The following is a 23,580-nucleotide window of genomic DNA, read 5'->3' as shown; positions in this document are numbered from 1 at the left end:
CCGGACTGCGCCCTACTGGTTCATATTGGCCAGTCGTGCCCGCACCACCATGTAGATGCCGTAGCAGATCAGTCCGGCACCCACAGCCGCAAGCAGGTAAATGCCGAAGGGCTGGTCCCGCAGCGCCTTGAGCCCGCCGTCGAGCCCCGTCGACTCCTCCGGGTGCGCACGCAAGGTGGCGATCGCGATGAGCAGGCCGGTGAGGAACAGGACAATGCCCTTGGCGACGTACCCTGTCACGCCAAGCACGGTGACGGCGGTGCGGGCCCTGGGATCCGAAGGCATCCTGAGGTGTTTTTCGAACGATTTCCTGATACCGCGGACGCCGTAGATCACCCCGGTGACGGCAATTCCAACCCCCACCAGGACCAGGAGGGCCACTCCGCCGGGTGCCTTCATCAGGTTGACGGTGAGGTCGCTCGCGGACTTCTGGTTGTCGGCTCCGGAGCCGGTTCCCATCGCAAATGAGGCAACCGTCAGGGCCAGGCCGGCGAACACCAAAGCCTGAACCGCGGCCTTGAGTTTCTTTCCGGCCTTTTGCTTGGTGGGCAGGTGGCCGTAGTCGAAGATCGCGTCGCTGGCCTGCCAGATGGCCAAAGCCGCGCAGGCCGCGAAGCTGCCCCACAACAGGAAGGGCCCGGCGGGCTGGCTGGCGAGCTCTGACACGGCGCCGCTGAAATCGGCGCTTCCGCTGCCGCCCGTGGCCAGCCGGATGGCTATGAGGCCTACCAGGAAGTGCAGGACACCGCTGGCTGCGAACCCTGCCCTCGCAAACAGCTCCAACGCGCGTGAATTTGTGGCATCCTCCGCCGCATCCGCGGCTTGCCTGAGTTCTCTTTTGATGGTGGTTCCTTTGTGCAAGCGCCCAGGGAGCGCAAATGTGTGTGCCCCCACCACAAGGCCAATCGTGCCACGGGAAGCCGTTCCCGAACAGCCCGCGGGCTGATGGGGAGTGATGCCCATCGCCGCATCAGGGATGCTGTGGAACGATATGGTCAAACGGCGGCCCCGGGGCCGCAAACTTCTGTTGGGGAGACACCATGACCATGTACGGCGCTGACGTCAGCCAGTTGCGCGAGTTGGCCAAAGCCGTGGACAGGGCGGCCTCGCTTCTCAGCTCCAGGGCAACGTCGCTGCAGGGCCAGATCCAGGCTGCGCCGTGGAGAGGTAACGACGGCGAGCGTTTCCGCCAGGACTGGACCGGCAGCCACCGCCCCAGCCTGGAACGCGTTGTGTCCAGCCTGCGGGAGAACTCCAAAATCCTGCTGAAGCACGCCGACGAGCAGGAAAAAGCGTCACATGCCTCGTCGGGCGGCGGCTCCGGCAGCAGCGTCTGGGACAAGCTCCAAACGATGGCCAGCCAGGCCAAGGAGTGGCTCAGGCAACAGGCCGAGAAGGCAGCCGAAGCTGCTGCCCACCGTGAAGAACTCGAGCAGGGCCTGGCCAAGATGCTGGACGCGAGCCCGGAGGAGCAAGCGAAATGGTGGGAAAGCCTCTCCGCCAAGGACCGCCAGTACCTGATCGAAGGTGAAGGGGCGGACGGCCCGTTCGCCGAGGATCTCATGAGGATGGACGGCGGCATCCCGGAATCCGCCCAGGAACAGGCCAAACGCCACCTGCAGGAGCTCGCCAAGTCGGACATTCCTGTCTACACCGAATCCGGCAAGGCCTCCATCGAAGCCAGGGTTGCCTGGGTCCACGGCGGTGCGGAGGTGGGCACTCAGGTGGTTGAGAACGCTGACGGTTCGGCCACCATGAAGGTGTACGGAAACATGGGCCTGGGCGTCAACGACACCACAGGGACCGCCGGCGTCACGCTCAGTGGAGAGGTATCCCGCGAGTACACCTTCGGCAGCGTCGAAGAGGCCAGAGCCGCCCGGGAACAGATGTACAGGGACCTCCCGCCCGACAGCGTAGGTGAAATCAAGGACGTGGCCGGCAACCCGCCGGGCTACATCCTGGACACCATCAACGAGGCGGCCGATGACAACGGATCAACGGGCCAGACGGACAAGGCCAAGGGGACGCTGTCGCTGGAAGCCGAGGCCGAGTCGGGACCCGCATCGGGTTCAGCCAAGCTGGATCTTGCCTACGAGCGGAACCTGACGGACGGGACGGCCACTGCCAGCGGTGAGGTGTCCGCGCAAGGCAAACTGGACCTGGACGGGCGGGTCTTTGAAGCGTCCGGCAAGGGCGGCCTGGAAGTGAACATGGACAAGGGCAACAACATTGAGTCGGTCTCCGTTTCCCTGGAAGGCACTGTGGCTGAAGGCGTCACTGCAGGCACCGACGTCAAAGCCGCCAAGTTGGAGTCCACAGTCACGGCCGGCACCCAGGGCACGGTGAAGATCAACGTTGACTACTCGCCGGAGAACAAGGCCGTGATCGACAGCTACATGCGGAATGTGGCGCTGGGCAACGACGCCGGGGCAGCTTCCGACGCCGCCAAGCTCTACGAGGCCGGTTCCGCCACGGTGCAGGTCAACACCGTGGTGACGGCGTCCAACCAGGCCGGTTTCGACGTCAAGCTCGGCGAGGTGGAGGTCAAGACCGAGAACCAGGCCACCACCAACGTGTCCACGTACTATAAGGTCCCCAACGACACGAAGCTCGAAAGGCTCTGACGTGCACATCGAATCCCCGCTCGGCTTCATAGCCGACTTCCCCGAACACACCCAGGTACTGGAAGACTCGTCGGCCGGACCCAACACCGAGCAGTACGGCCTGCTGGGCGATGTCCTGGTCACCGTCATCAAGGACGACACCTCGGTCCAGGGTGCTCCGCAGGCAAACGGCTGGGCACACCTGATGTCCGAGTTCTACCTCGAAGAGCGCAAGGGGACCCTGCTCACCGAAGGTGAACTGAACATTCCCGGCAGGTCCGCGTACGCCGTCCTGGTGGGCTACACGGACGCCGAGGGGACGGCGATGGTGGCCGCGAGCGTGGGCGTTTGGGAAAGCGGCAGGTTTATCGGCGTTCTGGTCATGTGGCCCTACGCCAATCCCGAGGTCGAGCCACGGGTGGACCTCCTGAAGGAGATCGTTTCCTCCATCAGGACCGCCTAGGCTGCCATCCGTCAGGCGTCAACGGTCAGGCGTCCCGCGTAAGCGGTGCCGGCTACAGGCGGCGGTAGCAGAGGTCGAAGATCAGCCGGCCGGCTTCGTGTGCCTTGGCTTCGAAGCTGGTGCGGATCCTGCCCTCGAAGCGCGGTGCCCAGCCGCCGGTTTCATCGATGCCCTCGTTGGGGCCGGTGTGCGCGGTGCTCACCGGGGCACGGCCCTCACGGACCGGCGCACCGCCCACCAGGGACTCGACGCCGGACTGCCACACCTGGGTCAGGGGGCTCTCCGGGCCACGGCGCTGGCCGGTGTGCAGGTTCTCGAAATCCGCCGAACCGGCCAGGACGTCGCGGACGTGAACGGCGTAGTTGGACCAGTCCGTGGCGATCCGCCAGAGCCCGCCCGGCTTGATTGCCCGCGCCGCGAGGTCTGCGAACTCAGGCTGGATGAGGCGGCGTTTGTGGTGCCGTGACTTGTGCCACGGGTCCGGGAAGAAGACCCACAGTTCCGTGACGGAACCGGCAGGAAGCATGGTGGCCAGGACCTCAGGGGCGTTGGCCTCGACCACGCGCACATTCTTGAGTCCGCGGCTGTTGATCTTGATGATGGTGTTGGCCAGGCCGGGTGTGTAGACCTCGACGGCAAGGAAGTCCGTGTCCGGGTTCTGTTCTGCGGCGTGGCAGATGGCATCGCCCAGGCCGGAACCGATCTCCACGATCAGGGGCGCGGTGCGTCCGAACTCGGCTTCGGCGTCGAACGTGTAGTCAGGGTGCACCGACGTGTTCGCGACGTGCCGGGGGACGTCCACTGCCCACCGTTCGGCGTGCTCCTCCCAGGCAGCCTGGCGGCGGCCCTGCAGCCGGGTTCCGCGCCGCACGAAGCTGACCGGCCTGCCGCCGTAGGTGCCGAATGACGCCTGGGTGCCGGGCGTGACCGGCCGCGGGACATGCGGAGGCTGGGGGGTTTCTGGGGTTTCGCTCATCCCTTCCAGAATAGAGGAATCAGCCCCGGCTGTTTTGGCTGGCCGCCAGGGCGCGAAGTTCGCGGAGGATTTCCAGTTGTTCGAAGTTGATGGTGGTGAGCCGTTCGATTTCGGCCTTGGCCTGCAGATTGGTGTCGTAGTCGTGCTGGGCCATGGCCGCGGCGATGGCATCCTGCCGTTTTGCTGCGATGAGCAGGATGGCTCCCTGGAGGCCGGCCAGCATGGACAGGAACAGGTTCAGGAGTATGTAGGGGTACGGGTCCCAGGCCTGTGTCGCGAGGACCCAGGAGTTCAGTGCCGCCCACAACAGCATGAACACGATGAATCCCGCGACGAACCGCCAACTGCCCATGCTGTTGCGCATGACATCCGCGGCCCTTTCACCTGCGGTCAGCGTGGCTTTGTGTGCGTCATGCCAGGTCGTTTGCTGTTCGCTCATGCCCCAGCGTAATCCTGCGGCCTCCCACGGTCCGCCAGGCGCCAGGCGGGCGGACAGCCTGACAGAATAGGCGCGTGACTGCCTCCAAGCCCGCCGACGGGCCGGACCTCCTGGTCGACGCCGAGATCGACGACGTTCCCGCCGCGTCCCCCACCGCGCTTCCGGGCGGCCCGGGCAGCCGCCGCGCTCTGGTGTACCTGGGCCTGTGCCTGGTGCTGATCGGACTGAACCTGCGCACGGTGTTCTCCAGTTTCGCCGCGGTGCTGCCCGAAATCAGGTCCGACGCCGGCCTGCCGGGCTGGGCCGTCGTTGTCCTGACCACCGTGCCCGTCACGCTCCTGGGCGTCTTTGCTCCCCTCGCGCCGGTCCTGGCACGGCGGCTTGGGGCCGAACGCGTCCTGCTGGGCGCCATGGCGGTGCTCACGGCCGGGCTGCTGCTGCGGCCGCTGGACACCGGCGGCCTGATCCCGGGGACAGGACATCTTCCCGCGCTCTTGGCCGGAACGGCTGCGTGCGGTGCCGCCATAGCGCTCTGCAACGTCCTCCTGCCCGGGCTCGTGAAACGCGATTTTCCGCACCGCCTCGGGCTCATGGGCGGGCTGTACACCACAGCCATCTGTGCTTCGGCCGCGCTCGGAGCAGGCTTTACCTACCCTGTCTTCGCGGCGACGGGGGAGTGGACTTCGGCGCTGTGGTCCTGGGCCGTGCCTGCCGCCGTCGTACTTTTGCTGTTCCTGCCCGTAGCGCTGCGGCAGCGCCCGGTCCGGCACCAGGCCGTCTCCGACGGCGTTAACTTGTGGCGCTCGGCGGTGGCCTGGCAGGTAACGGTCTTTATGGTGCTGCAGGCCATGATGTCGTTCAGCGTCTTCGCCTGGCTGGCGCCCATCCTGCGGGAGCGCGGCGTGGACGGCGGGACGGCCGGGCTGATGGTGTCCGTATCGATCGGGCTGCAGATGCTCGGTTCCCTGTTCGCACCCGCGCTCGCCGCGAGGTTCCGTGACCAGCGGGCCATCAACACCGTGGTGGCGCTGATGACCGGCGGCGGATTCGCCCTGAGCATCTTCGGCCCTCTCGACGTCATCTGGGTGTGGACCGGGCTGCTGGGATTGGGGCAGGGGAGCCTCACTGCCGTGGCGCTGACCATGATCATGCTGCGGACCCGGGACGGCCACACCGCCGCGCACCTTTCCGGGATGATGCAGGGCGTGGGCTACGGGCTGGGGTCCACGGGCACCCTGATGGTGGGCCAGCTGCACCAGGCCACCGGATCCTTCACGGCCGCGGGAGTGCTTTTCCTGGTGATCGGCGTGCTGGCTGCGGTGTTTGGCTATCGCGCAGGCCGGAACCGTTTCATCGGCGGCTGAGGTCCTAACCGGGTAGCAGCAGGTGCCGTGTTGGGCACCCGCTGCTACCTGCTTGGGATAAACGTTAGTGCGTCAGGTCCTTGCCCATCGTCTCCGGAATGGTGAAGACGAACGCCGCGCTGATGGCGAGCAGCAGGACGGCGTAGATGTTGAACAGGCCGGGCATCTGCAGCGATGTGCCGAGCCACTGCTGCAAGTACGGTGCCGTGCCGCCAAACACCGCGACGCAGATGGAGTACGGAACGCCCACGCCCACGGTCCGGATGCTGGTGGGGAACAGCTCGGCGTAGACGGCCGGCACAATCGCGGCGCTGGCGGCGATGAAGATCAGCATCACGGACATGCCCACCGCCAGCTGCCAGGCCGAATCCTTCAACAGCCAGGTCATGGGAAAGTGCATCAGGCCGGCCCCGATGGCCCCGGACCACAGCACCTTCTTGCGGCCGATCCGGTCCGAAAGCTTGCCCCAGAACGGCAGCGCGGCGATGAACACAATGTTCCCGATGACGCCCGCCCACAGGGCTTCGCCGCGGTCGATTTTCAGCGCGGTGGTGGCGTAGCTGGGGGCCACCACGCCCCAGATGTAGTAGATCACCGTGAGCCCGACGGTAAGCCCGATGACCTGGAGGGCCTGCTTGCGGTGCCGGACAATCTGAGGCCAGATCGGGGCGCGTTTCTCGGCGGCAGCCTCGCCTTCAAACGCTTCCGTCTCGTGCAGCCGGGACCGCATGATCAGGGCGTACAGCCCCAGGGCCGCGCCGATCAGGAACGGGATGCGCCAGCCCCAGGCGTTCATCACCTCGGTGCTGAGCACCATGTTCAGGACGGCGCCCAGCAGCGTGCCGAAGAGGATTCCCACCGTGCCGGAGGTGTAGATCAGGGTGGCCCAGAAGCCGCGCTTTTCCTTCGGTGCCATCTCGGACAGGTACGTCTGCGACGACGGGAGCTCCCCGCCGTGGGCCAGGCCCTGGACCAGCCGTGCCACGAGCAGCATGAGTGAAGCCCAGGCGCCGACGCTCGCGAAAGTAGGCGCGATGCCGATCATGAGGCTGCCCAGGGACGCCAGCCCCACGGCCAGCGTCATGGAGGTCTTCCGGCCCACGCGGTCACCGATCCAGCCGAACAGGAAGCCGCCGAACGGGCGGGCAACGAAGCCGACGGCAAAGATCGCCAGGGTGGACAGGACTGCCGACGCCGGATCCGCCTTGCTGAAAAGCTGGCTGGCGATGAAGGGCGTGAACGTCGCGTAGATGGCCCAGTCGTACCATTCCACGGCGTTGCCGATGCCGGTGCCGATGATGGTTTTCCGCATGGACCTGGAGTCTGTGCGGTGGAGGTTAGCGGTTGTGGTCATGGTTCTCTTCCTGGAAGGGGCGGTCAGGAGATGGGCTTGGGAACTGGCGGTCAGGAGGCGGCCGACGCCGGTGCTGCCGCCAGCGCCGCGATGCGGGCGACGGCGAGTTCCGCGTACAGGGCGGCCCCGTCAGCCAGCACGCCGTCGTCGAACGATGCGTACGGGGAGTGGTTGAACGGTGACGTGGCGTGGTCGGTGCCGCGGGGGACGGCGCTCAGCCCGACGAACGTGCCTGGAACCTCCGCCAGGACCCGGGAGAAGTCCTCCGAGCCGCTCAGCGGTGTGGCCCAGCGCGAAAGCCGGGATTCGCCGAACAGGCCGGCGATGACGTTTTCGGCGGTGTGCGTCTCGTCCTCGTCGGTGATGGTCAGCGGGTACTCCTCGAGGTATTCGACGTCGACCTCCAGCCCGTGCGCCGAGGCGATGCCGCGCAGCAACTGGGGTATGGCGGCCATCATTTTCTGCCTTGACGCTTCGGAGAACGTGCGGATGGTGGCTTCGATCCGGGCCGTCTCCGGGATGACGTTGCGCTTGGTGCCTGCCTGCAGGACGCCGACGGAGAGGACCACGGGATCGAACATGTTGAACTGGCGCGTGACCATCACCTGCAGTGCGGTGACCATCTCGGCGGCGGCGGTCACCGGGTCCTTGGCCGAATGCGGGGCCGAGCCGTGGCCGCCGGCGCCCAGGACGGTGACCACGAGGCCGTCGGATGAGCTGAGCATGACGCCGGGTTTGGTGCAAATGGTGCCGTGTGGTTCGAGGGCGGAGAACACGTGCATCCCGTAGGCTGCGTCCACGCGGCGGCCCGGGGCGTCCAGCACGCCTTCGCGGATCATGTAGCTGGCGCCGTCGAAGCCCTCTTCGCCGGGCTGGAACATCAGGACGACGTCACCGGCTAGCCGGTGCCGGCGTTCGGCCAGCAGGGTGGCGGCGCCGGTGAGCATGGCGGTGTGGAGGTCGTGGCCGCAGGCGTGCATAGCGCCGTCGATCCTGGACGTGTACTCGACGCCGGTCTTCTCTTGCACCGGAAGGCCGTCCATGTCGGCGCGGAGCAGCACGGCGGGCCTGTCCGCCGAGGAGGGGGTGCCCGAGCCTCGGAGTACCGCTGTGACCGACGTGGTGTCCTTGCCCAGGGTGATTTCGTAGGGCAGGCCGTCCAGGGCCTGAAGCACCTTTTCCTGCGTCCGGGGCAAGTCCAGCCCGATTTCGGGTTCCTGGTGCATGGAATGGCGGAAACGGGCGAGGTCCGGCTGGAGTTCGCGGGCGTCGGCGGTAATCGGCATCTGTTCTCCTCGTGCAGGGGGCGTGTTGCTGCCACCAGTCTGGCGTGACTTGCTTCACACCCCGAGAAACCGCTGGAAAAATGCATGCTGAAGCTATATTTAGCTGGATTCGTGCACTCGAAAGGGGGTTGACGTGGAGCTGACCGAAGAGGACCTGGCCCTCATCAACGCGCTGCAGATCGCGCCGCGGCTGAGCTGGGCGGATGCAGCCGAGGTGCTGGGCGTCCATGCCACCACGCTTGCGGCCCGGTGGGAACGGCTGCGGTCTGCCGGCGCGTCCTGGGTCACGGCGCACCTGATGGGAGATCCGCAGCAGATGTGCCTGGCGTTCGTGGACGTGGAATGCGAGATGCACCGCCGCGACGATGTCACGGAGGCGCTGGCCGCCGTCCCGGAAATCGTCACGGTGGACGAAGCGGCCAGCAACCGCGACCTGATGCTGACGGCCATCACGGCGTCCCTGGAGGAATTCGGCACCGCCGTGGCCTCGCGGCTCAAGGACATCGACGGGCTGGTGAAATACCAGACGGCGCTGTGCACCCGGCTGCACACCGGCGCCTACTCCTGGAGGCTCAACGTGCTTGACCGCGGCCAAGTCGCCGCGCTGCGCGCCAAGGCCGGTCCGGAGGCGGCCGGCTCCGCACCGCCGTCGTCAACGCACGAGCCGCTGCCCGCAAGCCACCGTGACCTGTTGCCGTTCCTGGCCCGGGACGGCAGGGCGACGGCGGCGGACATCGCCCGCGCCCTTGGCCGGCACCCCGCCACCGTCCAGCGACAGCTGAACCGGGTGCTGGCCAGCCACGTGCTGTCGTTCCGCTGCGAGGTGGCCCAGAAGTTCTCCGGGTATCCGGTCACCTGCCAGTGGTTCGCCAATGTTCCGGCCGGCCAGCACGATGCCGCGGCCGCCGAGATCCGCGGGTTCCGCAACGTCCGCCTTGCCGCGTCCACCACCGGGCGGACCAACTTTGTGATCATCATGTGGCTGCAGTCCGTGGCCGATGTCCTGACCCAGGAGCTCGCACTGCAGCAGCGCATCCCCGGGATCGAGCTGGTGGAGAGTGTGGTGATGCTCAGCAGCGTCAAGCGCGTGGGCTGGATGCTGAATCCGGACTCGACCACCACGGGCGCCGTTGTGCCGGCGGTGGGCCTGCAACTCGGCGGTTAGCTGCTGCCCTGGCTGCTTGCCTGGCCGCCGGCGCCTGCCGCCCCGCCTGCGGTCTCCCAGCGGCGGGCGCCCGTGCCGCCGCCGCCCAGGCTGTCCTCCGGGTTCTGCAGCCGGCATGCCTTCAGGCTCAGGCAGCCGCAGCCTATGCAGCCGTCGAGGTCGCTCCGGAGGTGCTCCAGCGCCTCGATCCGGGCGTCCAGTTCGCTGCGCCAGAGCCGGGACAGCCGCGACCAGTCCTGTTTGGTGGGGGTGCGTCCTTCCGGCAAGGAATCCAGGGCTGCGCGGATGTCCTTCAGCGGAATGCCCACCCGCTGCGACACCCGGATGAACGCCACGCGGCGGAGCGCATCCCGGCGGTAGCGGCGCTGGTTGCCGGAGGTGCGCTCGGAATAGATGAGCCCGTTGCGTTCGTAGAAATGAAGGGCCGACGGCGCCACTCCGCTGCGGTCCGATAACTCGCCGATGCTCAGGGCATGGTGCGTCCCGCCTGCTACCTGTGGCATGCTTCCCCCTGTTGGATCAGCGGCGTTCCGGGCCGGGGGTCCTGTCCGCTCCGCCAGCCGGCCGCACGCCTTGACCTCAACCTTAGTTGAGGTCCTAGGTTAGCGTCCATGACATCTGACCAGGCCGTTACCGTGCGCGATTCAACCCTCCCAGCCACCGACCCCGCCGCAGGGATCCTGCAGCGGCCCTACCTGTGGGTGACCATCGGTGCGTGTGCCCTGGTGTTCCTGGCAGCGTTCGAGTCGCTGGCGGTGACCACCATCATGCCCGTGGTCAGCCGCGACCTGGACGGGGCAAGCCTGTATGCGCTGGCCTTCGCGGGGCCGCTCGCCACCGGAGTCATCGGCATGGTGGCGGCGGGGAACTGGTCCGACCGGCGCGGCCCGGCCGCCCCGCTCTACGCCTCGGTGGCACTGTTTGTCCTGGGTCTGCTGATTGCCGGGATGGCCGCGTCGATGCCCGCGCTCGTGGCCGGCCGCCTGGTGCAGGGGCTCGGCGGCGGCGCCATGACTGTGGCCCTCTACGTGGTGGTGGCCCGGGTTTACCCCGCGATCCTGCACCCGAAGATCTTCGCCGCGTTCGCCGCCGCCTGGGTGATCCCGTCCCTGGTGGGCCCGTTCGCGGCCGGCCTGGTGGCGCAGGTCCTGAGCTGGCACTGGGTGTTCCTGGGCGTGGTGGGCCTCGTGGTGCCCGCACTGGTGATGATCGTTCCGGTGCTCCGCGGCGTGGACCGGCAACCCCAGGGGGCAGTAATCCCGCCGTGGGCTGTGGGCCGCCTGGCCTGGGCTGCGCTCGCGGCACTGGCTGTGCTGGCACTGAACCTGTCCGCGGAGGTCCGGATCGGCGGCATTCCCGCCGCCCCTGCCGTCCTCGCGGGCGCCGCCGTCGCGGTTGCTTTGCTGGCCGTCCGGCCGCTGGTGCCGCGCGGAACGCTGACCGCCAGGCGGGGCCTTCCGAGCGTGATCCTGACGCGTGGCCTGGCATCTGCTGCGTTCTTCGGGGCCGAGGTGTATCTGCCCTACCTCCTGATCGAGCAGTACGCGTTCTCGCCCACCTTCGCCGGCCTCACCCTCACGGGCGGCGCGCTGGCGTGGGCCGGTGCGTCCGCAATCCAAGGCCGGCTCGGCGCCCGGCTGGACCACCGTGCGGCGGTGCGTATCGGCTCGGCGCTGGTCCTGGCCGCCATCACCCTGGCGCTGGCCACCACGGCACTTAACTGGCCTGCCGCCGTCGCGATTGCCGGCTGGATCTTTGCCGGCGGCGGCATGGGGCTGCTGTACCCGCGGCTCAGCGTCATGACGCTGGCACTGTCCACGAAGGACAACGAGGGCTTCAACAGCTCGGCGATGTCCATCTCCGACTCGCTGGGCGGCGCGCTGGCGCTCGCCTCCACGGCCATCGTGTTCGCGGCATTTACGACGACGGCGGGATCGTTCAGCGGCGTCTTCGCCCTTGCCGCTGTGGTTGCGGCCGCCGCGGTCGCCGTGGCGCCGCGGGTTACGCGCTAACTCACGCCAGCCGGGTGGCCCGGAGCACGGTGTCGCCGATCATGGCTTCCCGGCCGTCGGGTCCTGCGGTCACCCGCTCGCGCGTGGTTTTGACCTCCACTTGCCATTCCGGCGAGTCGAGGCCGAGTTCCTGTACCAGCTGTGCCGGGGTGTAGAACATTTCCGCCGCTGTGTGGTTTCCCCATGGCGGCAGCCGGTCCGGGTGGTGGCCCACAATCAGCAGCGTTCCGCCCGGCTTGACGGCGGCGGCGGCCGCCCGCAGCGGACCCTGCCACGCAAACTGCGGTGAGTGCAGGAACTGGGAGGACACGAGGTCGTACGTTCCCTCCGGCTGCCATTCCGCCAGGTCGCACTGTTCCCAGTGGATGCGGCTGGGAATTTCGCCGGGTCCTTCGGCGTGCACGCTTTCGCGTTCCAGCGCGGCTTTTTCGTGTGTGGCGGCACGTTCCAGCGCGACGGCGGAAACGTCGACGGCGGTGACGGTCCAGCCCTGCTGCGCGAGCCAGATGGCGTCGGCCCCTTCGCCGCAGCCCAGATCCAGGGCCTTGCCCGGCCGGAGCCCGCCTCCTTCGCGGACCAGCTGCTGGTTGGGTTTGCCGCTCCAGAGCTTCGGCTTGCTGCGGTACCTTTCGTCCCAGGCCTCAGCGGCACTTTGGCGGGGTTCGTCCGTGAGCCGGGTGCCGCCGTCGTCCGTTATGTGGTGGTGGTCCTCACCCTGTTGCGTCATGCCTCAAGCCTGCTCCCGGAGGGCCCCCGCTGGCAACGGCCTTCCGTCCCGGGCGGGGCCAGACGCGCGGGGATGCTAGACTGGTGGAACTTGATGTGCAGTGATGCCCGCTTGCTCCTTAAATCGGAGGCCCTTTATTTGGGAAGCGGGTTTTTTCATGTGAGAGGCACATCCTGCGTCGATGAACGCGTTCCATTTGGTCCCAGCCGCCGCCCTGAATTGGGCAGCAGCACGGTTGATCACCTGACTTTTCTTCGGCGAAACCCTTGAGCCAACCGGCATCGGGGGCCGATATCCGCACGGATACCGCCTGAAAGACCTTTGACTACATGACTACTTTTGCTGCCCTCGGCACGCCCAAAGCACTTGCCGACACCCTCACCGCCCAGGGAATCGTTGAGCCGTTCCCCATCCAGGTCAAGACCCTCCCGGACACCCTGGCCGGACGCGACGTCCTGGGCCGCGGCCGCACCGGCTCCGGCAAGACCATCGCTTTTGCCATCCCGCTTGTAGCACGACTCGCTGAGCGGGAAGCCAAGCACTTCCGCAAGCCGGGCCGCCCCATGGGCCTGGTCCTCGCACCGACCCGCGAGCTGGCCACCCAGATCAACGCCACCATCGAGCCGATGGCCAAGGCCATGGGCCTGAACACCACCGTGATCTACGGCGGCATCTCCCAGGCCCGCCAGGAAAAGGCCCTGCGCGCCGGCGTCGACATTGTCATCGCCTGCCCGGGCCGCCTGGAGGACCTGATCCGCCAGCGCATCCTGACCCTCGAAGCCGTTGAGGTCACCGTCCTGGACGAGGCCGACCACATGGCCGACCTCGGCTTCCTGCCGGTCGTGAAGAAGCTCATGGACATGACCCCCAGCCAGGGCCAGCGCCTGCTCTTCTCCGCCACGCTGGACAACGGCGTGGACAAGATCGTCCAGCGCTACCTGTCCAACCCGCTGACACACTCCGTGGACGACCCGCAGGCCGCGGTGACCACCATGGAACACCACGTCCTGGTGGTCAACGACCAGACCGTCAAGAAGCAGCTGATCGTTGAGCTCGCCTCCGGCGCCGGCCGCCGCGTCCTCTTTATGCGGACCAAGCACCACGCCCGCAAGCTGGCCAAGACCCTGACCGACGCCGGGATCCCCGCCGTCGACCTCCACGGCAACCTTTCGCAGAACGCCCGTGACCGCAACCTCGCCGAGTTTTCCTCCGGTGAAGTCCGCGTCCTGGTGGCCACCGACGTCGCAGCCCGCGGCGTCCACGTGGACGAAGTCGAACTGGTGATCCACGTGGATCCGCCCACCGAGCACAAGGCGTACCTCCACCGCTCAGGCCGTACGGCCCGTGCGGGTTCGGACGGCACCGTGGTCACGCTGACCCTTCCGGAGCAGCAGTCCGACGTCAAGAAGCTGATGAAGGCTGCCGGCGTCGAGGTCAACTTCGAGCGCGTCACCGCCAACTCCCCGCTGGTTGCTGAACTCGTGGGCGAAATGGCCGACAAAATCGATCCGCGCACCCGCGCCGCGCTGCTGGCCGCCAAAGCCAAGCAGCAGGGCGGCGGCACCTCCACCGGTGCCAACGCCGAGCGCAAGCGCGCCCGCCGCACTACCCAGGCTGCACCCACCGCCGGTGGCCGCGGCGGACGTGGCGGACGCGGACGGGTCTCGGCTGAGGCTCCCCGCACCGACCTGCCCCGTGCAGAGCGACGCGCCGTGGCCTACGAAGGCCGCACTGAAGCGCGCGCCGCCGCAGACCGCGTCATCGAGCAGAACGAAGACCGCGCCATCGCAGCAGCGGCCGCACGCCGCAACGCCCGTGGCCGCGGCACTGCAGCTTCGACGCATCGCAACGACGTCCCCGCGGCAGGTGGCCGTGCATCGGCCGGCCGCGGTTCGGACGGACGTTCCGCTGAAGGCCGCACGGATTCACGCGTTACCCGCAGTGATGCTCCCCGCGGTGGTACCGGACGCCCGGCAACCACCGGCGGACAGCGCGGCGGACGCCCGGCAACGGGCCAGCGTGCAGCAGCCGGCGCCGGTGCAGGTGCCCGCTCTGGTGGCGGACAGCGCTCAGCAGGTGCCGGCGCAGCCGGTGGCGGCAACGGCGGCAACAAGGCAGTCTGGTCCTCCAACACTGGCGGAACGTCCGGCGGATCCTACGCAGGCAACGGCGGCGGAAACGGCCGTCCGGCCCGCAGCGGCCCGCGCCGTGCGTCAGCTCCGGCGTCGAACGAACGCCGCAGCCGCTAACCAGCACTAACTCGGTTTCGACAGGCTCAACCACCGGTGGTTGAGCCTGCCGAAACCTTTCTGGTACTGCACTGTCACCAGCCGCGGGCGCGCCACTCCTCCAGATGGGGGCGTTCCGCGCCCAGGGTAGTGGGTTTGCCGTGGCCCGGATGCACCACGGTGTCGTCCGGGTATGCATCAAACAGCCGCTCGCTGACATCGTCAATCAGCTGGTTGAACCTCTCAGGATCCTTCTGGGTGTTGCCCACTCCGCCGGGAAAGAGCGAATCCCCGGAGAAGATGTGGGCAGGCCCGGCCGGGTCCTGGTAAACGAAAGCAACCGACCCGGGCGTGTGTCCGCGCAGGTGTACTGCTGTCACATCGAAGCCGTCGAAGTTGCCGACGTCGCCGTGGTCCAGCAGTACGTCCACCGTCACCGGGAGCTCCGGGGCGTCGTCCGTTCCGGCCGACGTCCTGGCGCCGGTTGCTTCCACCAGGGCAGGCAGTGCGCGGACATGGTCCCAGTGCTGGTGCGTGGTCGCGATCAGCTCCAGTTTGGGTGTCGCCGCGGTGTCCGCGGCGGCATCCTGCAGCAATCCCTGGATTGCTGGAAGGTCGTCCGCGGCATCAATCAGCAGTTGCGCGCCGGACGCCTTGGCGGTCAGCAGATAGACGTTGTTGTCCATCTCGCTGACCGAAATCCGGCGGATGGTGATGTCTCGTAAGTCGTGAATGAGCGTGTCCATGGGCTTCAGTTTATTCACGGCCCTGGGACACCCAGTTGGGGTCCGCCGAGCGGGAGCCGACGACGGCGTTCGCGGCCAGGTCCAGTGCGTCCAGTTGCGTCGGGGTCAGGTCCAGGGACAGGGCGCCCAGGTTTTCGTCGATCCGGTGCGTATTGCGCGTGCCGGGGATGGGGACCACCGCCAGTCCCAGCCGTTTGCCCTGCTCCAGCAGCCACGCGAGTGCCACCTGGGCAGGCGTCGCGGAAAGCTCGGCAGCCACAGCCTGGACTGCCTCCACAACTCCCTGATTCGCGTCGGCCGCTTCCAGCGCGAAACGGGGGATCCGGCGTCGGAAGTCATTGGCTCCGAGGCTGGAAGCGTCCACTGTGCCGGTGAGGAATCCCCGGCCCAGCGGCGAATACGGCACAAAGCCAACACCCAGGCCAGCCGCGGTCGGAACAACGTTGCGTTCCACATCGCGGCTCCAGATGGACCATTCGCTTTGGACCGCGGCGATCGGATGGACGGCGTGGGCTTCGGCCAGTTCCGTCGCGGTCACCTCTGACAGGCCAAGGTGTTTGACCTTGCCCTGCTGTACCAGCCCCGCCATGGCCTCCACGGTTTCCACAATCGGAACGCGGAGGTCACGGCGGTGCATGTAGTAGAGGTCGATCACGTCTGTGCCCAGGCGTTTCAGGCTGGCGTCAACGGCGTGCCGGACGTAGGCGGCGTCGCCCCGGATGTCTGTGTAGCCGTCCGCCGGGTTGCCCACCAGGGAAAACTTGGTGGCGAGCTGCACTTCACCGCGGCGGTCCTTCAGCAGTTGGGCGATGAGTTCCTCGTTGGTGCCTCCGCCGTAGATGTCCGCGGTGTCGATAAAGCTGACGCCAACATCCACGGCATGGTGCAGGGTTGTGAGGGCGTCGTGCGGGTCAGTCCCGCCGTAGACCGGTGTGAGGGCCATTCCGCCGAAGCCCAAGCGGCTGACCTTGAGGCCGTCGCCGAGGTGGATCAATGGTGCAGTCATGAGCGTGCTCCGTTCCTTGTGGACTTGTTCCCCAGCCAAGAACCCCGGCCTCGGCCCCAGTATTCCGGGCTGATGCCTAGCCCCAGGGGATGATCCGGTCCGCTCCCTGGCGCGTGGCCTCGATCATCACGGCGTTTGTCTCGTCCGGGCCCATCGCCCAGGCTTCCGCCGCCGTCCGCGCCATGCCGAATTCCACGTGCCGGTCCACGAGCCGGTCCAACCGAAGCGCGGAAGGGGTGTCCATGAACCAGACCTCGTCCAGCTGCGCCCGGACGTTCTTCCACTCCGGTGTCTCCGCAAGCAAATAGTTTCCTTCGGTGATCACCAGCGGCACGGATGCCGGGACTGCGATCGACGCCGCCACCGGTTCGTCCAGGGTGCGCCGGAATTCCGGGGCGTACACCACAGCCTCATCACGCCGCACCAGCCGCTGCAACAGCGAGAGGTACCCGCCGACGTCGAACGTGTCCATGGCCCCTTTGCGCTGCCGCAGCGGGGTGCCGTCGATGATGGCGTTGCCCAGGTGGAAACCGTCCATGGGAACCACCACGGCCTGGCCCGCACCGAATTGCTGCTGGAGCCAGTCCGCGAAGGTCGACTTTCCCGAGCCGGGGGCACCGGTGATGCCCAGCAGCGTCCGGCGGCCGCCGTCGAGCCTCTGCCTGAGCGTAGCGAGTGCCTGCTTCATCTCGGGGGAGTCCATGGCAAAAGCTTAAACCGGCCGCCGGTTCTCTTCGGCGTCAAGTCACAGGATGCCGCGTTTATCAATCATTTTTAGTGATATCTTCAACGGGGCCATAGGGGATGCGCCCGGGGATAGTGAGGGGATTGTCCATTGGGGTTAGCTTCTGAGGCCGTTTCGGGGATTTCCTTCACGGGAGTAACCAAGGCATATGCCGGGCGGAACGTGGTGGACTCGGTCAGCTTCGATTGCCCGCCAGGATCCATCACCGGCTTCCTCGGGCCGAACGGCGCGGGCAAGTCCACAACGCTGCGGATTGCCGCCGGCCTGACGCGCGCCGACGCCGGCGAAGTCCTTTTCGACGGACGCCGGCGCGAGGACCTTGAAAGTCCGGGACGCACCATCGGCTTCGTCCTGGACCCGACAGCGTTGCACCCCGGCCGCTCGCTGCAGGAGACCTTGAAACTGAACGCGATGCTGCTGGATCTGCCGCATTCCGCCGTCGCGGAGGCGCTCAGCCTTGCGGGCCTCGAAACGGTGCGGAAAAAGCGTGTGGGATCGCTGTCCCTGGGGATGCGGCAGCGATTGGTCCTGGGCATGGCCCTCCTCGCCGGGCCGCAGTTTCTGGTCATGGATGAGCCAACCAATGGACTCGACGCCGACGGTGCGCTCTGGGTCCGGAACTACCTAAAGCACTTCAGCGCCCAGGGCGGCACTGTGCTGCTTTCGAGCCACCTCCTCCGTGACATGCAGGCCGTGGCAGACCACATTGTCATGATCGACCGGGGGCGAATCGTCGCTGCCGGCACCGCCAGGGAGTTCAGCGTCAGCTCCAGCACCAAAGCTGCCGCCGTCGAACCGGACCGCCTCGCGGAAGTCTGCACCCGGCGGGGGTGGACCTTCCACCTCTCCGGCAGAGAGCTTTACATTGACGCCGCCCCCGAGGACATCAGCCGGGCCTGCCTTGAGCACATGGTCGTGCTGACGCACCTGTCCAACGTCACCGAATCAGCGCTGGAGGAGAGATTCCTTGCGCTGACGTCTGGTGAATTCAGTAGCCGCAACAACACTCTGGAGCAGATCCGATGAGCCAGTCCACTCTCCGGTCAGCACCTGTCCGTGACGGCAAGAGCCGGCAGGTCGGCTTTACGCGCCTGGTTGCCGTCGAAATCCGCAAGCTGGTGGACACACGCAGCTCCCTGGCGATCTTCGCAGTGCTCGCGGTCATCGCTGTGGCGTTGGTGGTTGGGTTGGCGGTTTTCAGCACGGGACAAGGCACCCCCGTCACGTTCACCAGCCTGGCAGGGAGCATCGGGCTTTTTACCTCCCTGGCCATGCCACTGATCGGCATATTAGGCATGACCTCCGACACGGCGCACCGCACCACGCTGGTCTACTACCCGCTGCTGCGGGGCCGGGTCGGACAGTTCTGGGCCAAGGTTCTGGCTGCTGCCCTCCTGGCAGTGGCCCTTCAGCTCTTCGTGTTTGTGTTGTCGGCTGTTGTGGCTGCTGCCCTGGGCGGCAGCGGGACCGGACAGTTCGAGGGTGCAGGGCAGGAACTGTGGGACGGGCTGGCCGCGTGCCTCCTGAGCACCATGTTCGGGGTTGCCCTGGCCGCAGCTATCCGCCGGACTGCCTTGGCAATCATCACCGTCATCCTGGTCAGCCTCGTCGGAAATGGCCTCATCCTCACGCTCCTCCCGGATGCCAGCGGCTACCTCAGCACTATTACCGCGCTCGGTGCACTGATGGGCGGACCGGGAGCACCGACGGCCCTGGAAGTGGTTTCGTCCCTGACCCTCTGGTATCTGCTTCCGCTCGGCATCGGCTGGTGGATCACCGAGAAGAGCGAGGCATAACCTTCGCAGATTTCCCGGCAGGCAGGGACTTCAGCCCCGCCGCGCAGCCCACTATCCCGGCGATGAACAGCACCTTCAGCAAACTGAAAGGCTCGACGCCGGTGGCCATCGCCCAGCCGACCGTCAGGGCAGCCCCGATCCCCACCCAGACGGCATAGGCCGTGCCGAGCGGGATGCTGCGGATGGCGAGCCCCAGGCCAACCATGCTGAGGGTTGCCGTCACGGCGAAGACAACGGTGGGGAGCGGGCGGGTGAAGCCGTCGGACAGGCCAAGGGCCGTAGCCCAAACGGCTTCCAGCACGGCGGAAGCTAACAGCAGCAGCCAGGCGACGGAGCGCTTGTTCATCACGCCACCACCTTCAGGCCAACCACGCACGCGGCGATCCCGGTGAGCAGCAGCAGTCGCGCCGCCGTCGGACGTTCCGCCCGGGTGATGATCGCGTAGGCGGACGTCAGCACCACGCCCACGCCCACCCAGACGGCGTAGGCGGTCCCGGTGGGGATGGCCTGCATGGCAATGGCGAGGCCGGCCATGCTGGCGAGCACGGCTGCGAGGAAGAGGAACGCGGGGGCGAGCCGGCGCCGGCCTGAAGCCTGGAACGTGCGGTGCAGCGCGGCGGCCCAGACGGCCTCCAGCGCCCCGGAAAGAATGAGGATTAACCACGACATGACAGATCCTTTGGCCAGTCTTGTCGCGTGCCGGGTACTGAACCGTCGTCCGGAGGATCCGATGCGGAGCCTTGGTTCCAGCCTAGCAACGCCCGACGGCGGGTGGCCACGTTGGTGGCCAACCTCACCGCCGGGTTCCGGAGCCCAAGTAGGTAGCAGCAGATGTCGTTTTGAGAGCTCAAAACGACATCTGCTGCTACTCAGTTGGGCCGGGCTACAGGGCGCCGCCGGCTGCTTCCGGGGCGGAGGCGTCACGGCCGCCGTCGCCGATGGTTTCGCGGGCGATGAAGTTCTCGATGTCGAACAGGTTGTCAGCGCGCTCGGCGATGTTCAGCAGCGTGGTCATGGCTGCGACTTCTTCCACCTGCTCCTTGAGGAACCACAGCATGAACTGCTCGCCCAGGGCGTCGTCCTCGGCCCGTGCGGCACGGAAGAGGGCCTCGATGCTGGCTGTCACTTCCTTCTCCTGCTGCAGCGCCAGGGCCAGCGGCTCGGTCACAGTGGAGAAGTCGTTGCGCACTGTGGGGACTCCCGGGATGCTGAAAGCGATGTCGCGGTCCAGCATGTACTGCACCATCATCATGGCGTGGTTCCGTTCCTCCACCGACTGCCGGTAGAAGTATTGGGCCAGCTGCGGGAGGTCCTGGTTGGCGAACCAGGTGGCCACGGCAATGTACTGCTGCGAGGCCGCAAACTCGTTGCCGATCTGGGTGGACAGAAGCGCATTAAAGGGTGTGGAGGTCATAGCCCGAGTCTAGGAGCGGCGCCCACCCGTGGCCAGTGTGGAAAGGCTCAGATAACGAAGGCGAGGCTAGCCTGCCAACCCCTTGGCTAGGCCTGGACGCGGTCTATCGACACCACGGCCAGGAAGCCGCGGCCCAGGATTTCCGGGGAACGGGCTTCGGAACCCACGACGGCGTCGTAGCGGCCCAGTGCCTCGGGTGCGGTAGCCGGGGCTGCTTCACGTATGTCATCCGTTCCGTCGTCGGCCTCCGCAGCGGCGCCGGGGCTGACGGTGGCCTGGCCCTGGAGCAGCACCGCCAGCTGGCCGTCGAAGACGGGGTGTGCGCGCTTCTTGGACAGCTCGATGATGGACGTGTAGCCCTTGAAGGAGCCTGTCCGGGTGATGACGTTGAGGTCGCGGATGTCCCCGGTGGGCAGCGCCCCGTGGGTGGCGGCTTCGCCGGAGAACCTGAAGGGCCGGTACTTTTCCAGGGGATGCTCTTCGCCGTCCACGGTCAGCAGGAGCAGCTCGCCCTCGATCACGGTCAGGACGCGCTCCATGCCGGGGAACGGCGAGAAGTCGCCGGCTTTGGTGACTTCGGCAATGCTGACGCGCCAGTCCCAGGCGCCGTCCTGCGCTGAGGCGGCCTGGGGATGGCTGGCCAACTCACGGGTCACCCCGCCGCCGTTGCGCCACGGTTCGGACCTGAGTTCTGCAAAGCGGATGATCTCCATCCGTCCAGCCTAGTTTGTCGGTCCTACCGGGCGGTGTAGTTCATTGGGCCGCGTTGCCTTAGGTGGCATGCTGGGGAGATGCGCCAGGGGATCACCGACGAACAGAACCGGCTTCTGGCGTCCTGGCTTGGCAGTTTCACAGTGGTCCGGGACTACTCCTGGCCCCTACAGGACACCAACGTCCTCCACGTTGTCACGCCGTCGGGCACGGCGTTCATCATCAAGGCGAGTACCACCAGCCATCACATCCACCGAGAGATCGCAGCCCACGCCGCGGGCTTCGAAGGGCTCGACGGACGAGTGCCGGCCTTACGGCATGCCTCCGCACGGGCCGGAATCCTGGTGACGGAGTTCCTGCCGGGGACGCTGGTCGAGGGCACCCCGGCCGAGGGCGATCCTGAAACCTACCGCCAGGCGGGAGCGCTGCTGGGGAGCATCCACCGGCCTGCCGGGCCCTCGCCGCACTACGCCAACGCCCTGGCCATAAAAACCCGCGCGTGGATGGACCGCGCCCATGGGCTGCTGCCGGAAACCCAGCTCACCAGCCTTGCCCGGAACCTGGATGCCTTGAAGCCGGGCACCGTGGAGCTGGTGGCCACGCACGGCGACTACCAGCCACGGAACTGGCTGCAGGACAACGGGCAGATCAAGGTCATCGACTTTGGCCGGGCGGAGCGGCGTCCGTGGGTGCACGACCTCGTGCGGCTCAGCCACCAGCAATTCGTTCAGAGGCCCGAACTTGCCGAGGCTTTCCATGCCGGCCTGGGCAGGACCGTCGGGCCGGCGGAGGCGGACCTGTGGCGCCTGGAGAACCTGAACCAGGCCATCGGCACGGTGGTGTGGGCGCACCAGATGGGGGACACCGCCTTCGAACAGGCCGGGCGCGACATGGTGGAGCGGGTGCTGGCCGCCGGCTGAAAAAGACCGGCGTCACATCGGCGCACGGGGCGCTTCCCTGCTAATGTCCTCCCGGGGGACGTCACGAAGACAGCCTGAAGGAGCCGGAAATGTTCGTCAAAGTCTGTGGTCTCAGTACGCCCGAATCAGTCCGTGAGGCCGTGCAGGCCGGGGCGGACGCCGTCGGCTTTGTCCTGACGGCCAGCCCGCGGGTGGTCACGCCGTCGCAGGTTTCCACGCTTCTGGCCGATGTGCCGGACGGCGTGGTTGCCGTCGGTGTTTTCCGGCACGAACCTGTCGCCGATGCCATTGCCATCGCCCGTGCCGCCGGACTCGAGTGGGTCCAGCTCCACGCGGACCTCACCCCGGAAGACGTCACAACAGTGCACGACGCCGGCATGAAGCTGATCAGGGCGGTCACCATGGCAGCCACTGCGGACGCTTTCGCCGACTGGGGCGAGGAACTCCTGCTGATTGACGCCGCCGTGCCCGGGTCCGGCGAGGCCTGGGACTACGCGTCCATGGTGGACGTGACCGAACTCCAGGACCGCAAGTGGCTGCTGGCCGGCGGACTGGATCCGGACACCGTGGCGCACGCCGCCGCAGCCTCAGGCGCGTGGGGCGTGGACGTCTCCTCCGGGGTGGAAATCTCACGCGGGGTGAAGGATTTGGCCAAGATCCGCGCCTTCGTCACGGCCGCCAAGGGCTGACCGCGGGTCCATCGGGGCGTCCGGCCCGCGGCCAGGACTCAGGGGTGAATCAGGGCAGTCCCGGAGGTTTCTGCCGGACCCGCCGGGGCACAATGGACAGATGAAGACACTGCTCAACATCATCTGGCTGGTTTTCGGCGGGTTCTGGCTTGCCCTGGGCTACTTCCTGGCCGGCATCATCTGCTGCCTGCTGATCGTCACCATTCCGTGGGGCATCGCGTCCTTCCGAATTGCCGCCTACACGCTGTGGCCGTTCGGGCGCATGGTGGTGGACAAACCGGGCGGCACAGGCGTGTTTTCACTGCTTGGCAACGTGATCTGGCTGCTGGTCGCGGGCATCTGGATTGCGATCGGCCATGTGGCAACAGCCATCGCCATGGCCATCACCATCATCGGCATTCCGCTCGCCATCGCCAACCTGAAGCTCATCCCGGTGAGCCTGATGCCGCTGGGCAAGCAGATAGTGCCCACCGACCGCCCGTTCATCACCGCCTACCGCTAGGCCGTGCCCGTGACCAGGCCCTGGGCTTCCAGTTCGTCGGAGCGCAGGGCCCGCAGCACGCAGAACTCGTTGCCGTCCGGGTCCGCCATCACCACCCAGGTCACCTCCGGCCCCTGCCCGATGTCGACGCGGGTGGCGCCCAGGGCCTCCAGCCGCTTGACCTCCGCGGCCTGGTCGTCCGGACGGAGGTCCAGGTGCAGCCTGTTCTTAAGTTCCTTCCGCTCGGGCACTTTCAGGAACAGCAGGTCCGGGCAGACACCGTCGGCAGGGCTGCCTGCCGGCGGCTCCAGCACGATCTCGTCCTCCGCCTCAAACGTACGGCGCCACTCAAGGGCCTTCTCCCAGAAATCCGCGGGTACTTTCGGGTCTGTGGAGTCGATGCTGAGGGCTTGGATGCGCAGGTTCATCCGAGCAGTCTTCCACCGGCTGCCAAT

26 protein-coding genes and 1 riboswitch are annotated in these 23,580 nt (G+C 67.1%); of the genes, 11 read left to right on the top strand and 15 right to left on the bottom strand.

Annotated elements, in window-relative coordinates:
* Positions 1 to 12: 12 nt before the first annotated feature.
* Positions 13 to 861, bottom strand: a complete 849-nt coding sequence (locus ABV518_RS17190) for a DUF1206 domain-containing protein (protein WP_367769198.1) — start codon at positions 859 to 861, stop codon at positions 13 to 15.
* Between the two features lie 179 nt (positions 862 to 1,040).
* On the opposite strand from ABV518_RS17190, the gene ABV518_RS17185 reads away from it, so the two are divergent.
* Positions 1,041 to 2,624, top strand: coding sequence for a hypothetical protein (locus tag ABV518_RS17185; protein ID WP_367769195.1), 1,584 nt, complete (start codon positions 1,041 to 1,043; stop codon positions 2,622 to 2,624).
* A 1-nt stretch (position 2,625) separates the two neighbouring features.
* Complete coding sequence (locus ABV518_RS17180) at positions 2,626 to 3,066, top strand: hypothetical protein (RefSeq protein WP_367769192.1); 441 nt, start codon at positions 2,626 to 2,628, stop codon at positions 3,064 to 3,066.
* A 52-nt stretch (positions 3,067 to 3,118) separates the two neighbouring features.
* Here the strand turns inward: ABV518_RS17180 and trmB are convergent, their stop codons facing one another.
* On the bottom strand, positions 3,119 to 4,042 hold the full coding sequence (gene trmB, locus ABV518_RS17175) for a tRNA (guanosine(46)-N7)-methyltransferase TrmB (protein ID WP_367769189.1): 924 nt from the start codon (positions 4,040 to 4,042) through the stop codon (positions 3,119 to 3,121).
* A 19-nt stretch (positions 4,043 to 4,061) separates the two neighbouring features.
* The gene (locus tag ABV518_RS17170; RefSeq protein ID WP_367769186.1) at positions 4,062 to 4,481 is read right to left on the bottom strand and encodes a DUF1003 domain-containing protein; all 420 of its coding nucleotides are present in this window, start codon (positions 4,479 to 4,481) and stop codon (positions 4,062 to 4,064) included.
* Between the two features lie 74 nt (positions 4,482 to 4,555).
* On the opposite strand from ABV518_RS17170, the gene ABV518_RS17165 reads away from it, so the two are divergent.
* Positions 4,556 to 5,845 carry an MFS transporter gene (locus tag ABV518_RS17165; protein WP_367769183.1) on the top strand — a complete coding sequence of 430 codons (1,290 nt, stop codon included), beginning with the start codon at positions 4,556 to 4,558 and terminating at the stop codon, positions 5,843 to 5,845.
* Between the two features lie 64 nt (positions 5,846 to 5,909).
* Here the strand turns inward: ABV518_RS17165 and ABV518_RS17160 are convergent, their stop codons facing one another.
* Together ABV518_RS17160 and ABV518_RS17155 are read right to left on the bottom strand one after the other, a co-directional pair.
* A complete protein-coding gene (locus ABV518_RS17160) occupies positions 5,910 to 7,199 on the bottom strand; it encodes an MFS transporter (protein WP_367769180.1) in 1,290 nt (429 codons plus the stop codon).
* A gap of 50 nt (positions 7,200 to 7,249) precedes the next feature.
* Positions 7,250 to 8,485 (bottom strand): M20 family metallopeptidase, encoded by a 1,236-nt coding sequence (locus ABV518_RS17155; RefSeq protein ID WP_367769177.1) that lies wholly within the window; start codon positions 8,483 to 8,485, stop codon positions 7,250 to 7,252.
* Positions 8,486 to 8,618: 133 nt separating this feature from the next.
* Between ABV518_RS17155 and ABV518_RS17150 the strand changes: the two genes are divergently transcribed.
* Positions 8,619 to 9,650, top strand: coding sequence for an Lrp/AsnC family transcriptional regulator (locus ABV518_RS17150; protein ID WP_367769174.1), 1,032 nt, complete (start codon positions 8,619 to 8,621; stop codon positions 9,648 to 9,650).
* On the opposite strand, the gene soxR is transcribed toward ABV518_RS17150, so the two are convergent.
* Positions 9,647 to 10,153 carry a redox-sensitive transcriptional activator SoxR gene (gene soxR / locus ABV518_RS17145; protein WP_367769172.1) on the bottom strand — a complete coding sequence of 169 codons (507 nt, stop codon included), beginning with the start codon at positions 10,151 to 10,153 and terminating at the stop codon, positions 9,647 to 9,649. The genes ABV518_RS17150 and soxR overlap by 4 nt on opposite strands.
* Before the next feature lie 108 nt (positions 10,154 to 10,261).
* Between soxR and ABV518_RS17140 the strand changes: the two genes are divergently transcribed.
* Complete coding sequence (locus ABV518_RS17140) at positions 10,262 to 11,662, top strand: MFS transporter (protein WP_367769170.1); 1,401 nt, start codon at positions 10,262 to 10,264, stop codon at positions 11,660 to 11,662.
* A 1-nt stretch (position 11,663) separates the two neighbouring features.
* On the opposite strand, the gene ABV518_RS17135 is transcribed toward ABV518_RS17140, so the two are convergent.
* Positions 11,664 to 12,389 (bottom strand): cyclopropane-fatty-acyl-phospholipid synthase family protein, encoded by a 726-nt coding sequence (locus tag ABV518_RS17135; RefSeq protein WP_367769168.1) that lies wholly within the window; start codon positions 12,387 to 12,389, stop codon positions 11,664 to 11,666.
* A gap of 329 nt (positions 12,390 to 12,718) precedes the next feature.
* Between ABV518_RS17135 and ABV518_RS17130 the strand changes: the two genes are divergently transcribed.
* Positions 12,719 to 14,638, top strand: a complete 1,920-nt coding sequence (locus tag ABV518_RS17130) for a DEAD/DEAH box helicase (RefSeq protein WP_367769166.1) — start codon at positions 12,719 to 12,721, stop codon at positions 14,636 to 14,638.
* Between the two features lie 74 nt (positions 14,639 to 14,712).
* Here ABV518_RS17130 and ABV518_RS17125 read toward each other — a convergent pair whose 3' ends face one another.
* The 3 genes from ABV518_RS17125 to ABV518_RS17115 form a co-directional block, all read right to left on the bottom strand.
* The gene (locus ABV518_RS17125; RefSeq protein ID WP_367769164.1) at positions 14,713 to 15,363 is read right to left on the bottom strand and encodes an MBL fold metallo-hydrolase; all 651 of its coding nucleotides are present in this window, start codon (positions 15,361 to 15,363) and stop codon (positions 14,713 to 14,715) included.
* 10 nt (positions 15,364 to 15,373) lie between these two features.
* A complete protein-coding gene (locus tag ABV518_RS17120) occupies positions 15,374 to 16,369 on the bottom strand; it encodes an aldo/keto reductase (protein WP_367769161.1) in 996 nt (331 codons plus the stop codon).
* A gap of 76 nt (positions 16,370 to 16,445) precedes the next feature.
* Complete coding sequence (locus ABV518_RS17115) at positions 16,446 to 17,072, bottom strand: nucleoside/nucleotide kinase family protein (RefSeq protein WP_367769158.1); 627 nt, start codon at positions 17,070 to 17,072, stop codon at positions 16,446 to 16,448.
* A 132-nt stretch (positions 17,073 to 17,204) separates the two neighbouring features.
* On the opposite strand from ABV518_RS17115, the gene ABV518_RS17110 reads away from it, so the two are divergent.
* Together ABV518_RS17110 and ABV518_RS17105 are read left to right on the top strand one after the other, a co-directional pair.
* Positions 17,205 to 18,140, top strand: a complete 936-nt coding sequence (locus tag ABV518_RS17110) for an ABC transporter ATP-binding protein (RefSeq protein ID WP_367769155.1) — start codon at positions 17,205 to 17,207, stop codon at positions 18,138 to 18,140.
* The gene (locus ABV518_RS17105; protein WP_367769152.1) at positions 18,137 to 18,910 is read left to right on the top strand and encodes a hypothetical protein; all 774 of its coding nucleotides are present in this window, start codon (positions 18,137 to 18,139) and stop codon (positions 18,908 to 18,910) included. The genes ABV518_RS17110 and ABV518_RS17105 overlap by 4 nt, the downstream gene beginning before the upstream one ends.
* On the opposite strand, the gene ABV518_RS17100 is transcribed toward ABV518_RS17105, so the two are convergent.
* From ABV518_RS17100 to ABV518_RS17085, 4 genes are all read right to left on the bottom strand, one after another.
* Positions 18,888 to 19,256, bottom strand: coding sequence for a multidrug efflux SMR transporter (locus ABV518_RS17100; protein ID WP_367769597.1), 369 nt, complete (start codon positions 19,254 to 19,256; stop codon positions 18,888 to 18,890). The two genes, ABV518_RS17105 and ABV518_RS17100, sit on opposite strands and share 23 nt — an antisense overlap.
* Positions 19,256 to 19,579, bottom strand: coding sequence for a multidrug efflux SMR transporter (locus ABV518_RS17095; protein ID WP_367769150.1), 324 nt, complete (start codon positions 19,577 to 19,579; stop codon positions 19,256 to 19,258). The genes ABV518_RS17100 and ABV518_RS17095 overlap by 1 nt, the downstream gene beginning before the upstream one ends.
* A gap of 9 nt (positions 19,580 to 19,588) precedes the next feature.
* Positions 19,589 to 19,654: riboswitch (guanidine-III (ykkC-III) riboswitch) on the bottom strand.
* Positions 19,655 to 19,793: 139 nt separating this feature from the next.
* On the bottom strand, positions 19,794 to 20,324 hold the full coding sequence (locus ABV518_RS17090) for a ferritin (protein ID WP_367769147.1): 531 nt from the start codon (positions 20,322 to 20,324) through the stop codon (positions 19,794 to 19,796).
* 86 nt (positions 20,325 to 20,410) lie between these two features.
* Positions 20,411 to 21,037 carry a HutD family protein gene (locus ABV518_RS17085; RefSeq protein WP_367769143.1) on the bottom strand — a complete coding sequence of 209 codons (627 nt, stop codon included), beginning with the start codon at positions 21,035 to 21,037 and terminating at the stop codon, positions 20,411 to 20,413.
* 78 nt (positions 21,038 to 21,115) lie between these two features.
* On the opposite strand from ABV518_RS17085, the gene ABV518_RS17080 reads away from it, so the two are divergent.
* The 3 genes from ABV518_RS17080 to ABV518_RS17070 all read left to right on the top strand — a co-directional run bounded on the left by ABV518_RS17080 (position 21,116) and on the right by ABV518_RS17070 (position 23,146).
* Positions 21,116 to 21,955, top strand: a complete 840-nt coding sequence (locus ABV518_RS17080; RefSeq protein ID WP_367769140.1) for an aminoglycoside phosphotransferase family protein — start codon at positions 21,116 to 21,118, stop codon at positions 21,953 to 21,955.
* Positions 21,956 to 22,044: 89 nt separating this feature from the next.
* Positions 22,045 to 22,644, top strand: coding sequence for a phosphoribosylanthranilate isomerase (locus tag ABV518_RS17075; RefSeq protein ID WP_367769137.1), 600 nt, complete (start codon positions 22,045 to 22,047; stop codon positions 22,642 to 22,644).
* 100 nt (positions 22,645 to 22,744) lie between these two features.
* Positions 22,745 to 23,146, top strand: a complete 402-nt coding sequence (locus ABV518_RS17070) for a YccF domain-containing protein (RefSeq protein ID WP_310165047.1) — start codon at positions 22,745 to 22,747, stop codon at positions 23,144 to 23,146.
* On the opposite strand, the gene ABV518_RS17065 is transcribed toward ABV518_RS17070, so the two are convergent.
* Positions 23,143 to 23,553, bottom strand: coding sequence for a VOC family protein (locus ABV518_RS17065; protein ID WP_367769133.1), 411 nt, complete (start codon positions 23,551 to 23,553; stop codon positions 23,143 to 23,145). The genes ABV518_RS17070 and ABV518_RS17065 overlap by 4 nt on opposite strands.
* Between the last annotated feature and the right edge of the window lie 27 nt (positions 23,554 to 23,580).

It is taken from the genome of Arthrobacter sp. HS15c, assembly GCF_040812005.1.
Classification (GTDB): Bacteria; Actinomycetota; Actinomycetes; order Actinomycetales; family Micrococcaceae; genus Arthrobacter.
This window is presented reverse-complemented; position numbering and strand designations above follow the sequence as displayed.

Bases quoted from the DNA above. Each gene is read 5' to 3' on its own strand.
- ABV518_RS17185 (WP_367769195.1), top strand. From the start codon at position 1,041: ATGACCATGTACGGCGCTGACGTCAGCCAGTTGCGCGAGTTGGCCAAA.
- trmB (WP_367769189.1), bottom strand. From the start codon at position 4,042: ATGAGCGAAACCCCAGAAACCCCCCAGCCTCCGCATGTCCCGCGGCCG.
- ABV518_RS17170 (WP_367769186.1), bottom strand. From the start codon at position 4,481: ATGAGCGAACAGCAAACGACCTGGCATGACGCACACAAAGCCACGCTG.
- ABV518_RS17160 (WP_367769180.1), bottom strand. From the start codon at position 7,199: ATGACCACAACCGCTAACCTCCACCGCACAGACTCCAGGTCCATGCGG.
- ABV518_RS17155 (WP_367769177.1), bottom strand. From the start codon at position 8,485: ATGCCGATTACCGCCGACGCCCGCGAACTCCAGCCGGACCTCGCCCGT.
- soxR (WP_367769172.1), bottom strand. From the start codon at position 10,153: ATGCCACAGGTAGCAGGCGGGACGCACCATGCCCTGAGCATCGGCGAG.
- ABV518_RS17140 (WP_367769170.1), top strand. From the start codon at position 10,262: ATGACATCTGACCAGGCCGTTACCGTGCGCGATTCAACCCTCCCAGCC.
- ABV518_RS17135 (WP_367769168.1), bottom strand. From the start codon at position 12,389: ATGACGCAACAGGGTGAGGACCACCACCACATAACGGACGACGGCGGC.
- ABV518_RS17130 (WP_367769166.1), top strand. From the start codon at position 12,719: ATGACTACTTTTGCTGCCCTCGGCACGCCCAAAGCACTTGCCGACACC.
- ABV518_RS17125 (WP_367769164.1), bottom strand. From the start codon at position 15,363: ATGGACACGCTCATTCACGACTTACGAGACATCACCATCCGCCGGATT.
- ABV518_RS17120 (WP_367769161.1), bottom strand. From the start codon at position 16,369: ATGACTGCACCATTGATCCACCTCGGCGACGGCCTCAAGGTCAGCCGC.
- ABV518_RS17115 (WP_367769158.1), bottom strand. From the start codon at position 17,072: ATGGACTCCCCCGAGATGAAGCAGGCACTCGCTACGCTCAGGCAGAGG.
- ABV518_RS17105 (WP_367769152.1), top strand. From the start codon at position 18,137: ATGAGCCAGTCCACTCTCCGGTCAGCACCTGTCCGTGACGGCAAGAGC.
- ABV518_RS17100 (WP_367769597.1), bottom strand. From the start codon at position 19,256: ATGAACAAGCGCTCCGTCGCCTGGCTGCTGCTGTTAGCTTCCGCCGTG.
- ABV518_RS17095 (WP_367769150.1), bottom strand. From the start codon at position 19,579: ATGTCGTGGTTAATCCTCATTCTTTCCGGGGCGCTGGAGGCCGTCTGG.
- ABV518_RS17090 (WP_367769147.1), bottom strand. From the start codon at position 20,324: ATGACCTCCACACCCTTTAATGCGCTTCTGTCCACCCAGATCGGCAAC.
- ABV518_RS17085 (WP_367769143.1), bottom strand. From the start codon at position 21,037: ATGGAGATCATCCGCTTTGCAGAACTCAGGTCCGAACCGTGGCGCAAC.
- ABV518_RS17080 (WP_367769140.1), top strand. From the start codon at position 21,116: ATGCGCCAGGGGATCACCGACGAACAGAACCGGCTTCTGGCGTCCTGG.
- ABV518_RS17075 (WP_367769137.1), top strand. From the start codon at position 22,045: ATGTTCGTCAAAGTCTGTGGTCTCAGTACGCCCGAATCAGTCCGTGAG.
- ABV518_RS17070 (WP_310165047.1), top strand. From the start codon at position 22,745: ATGAAGACACTGCTCAACATCATCTGGCTGGTTTTCGGCGGGTTCTGG.
- ABV518_RS17065 (WP_367769133.1), bottom strand. From the start codon at position 23,553: ATGAACCTGCGCATCCAAGCCCTCAGCATCGACTCCACAGACCCGAAA.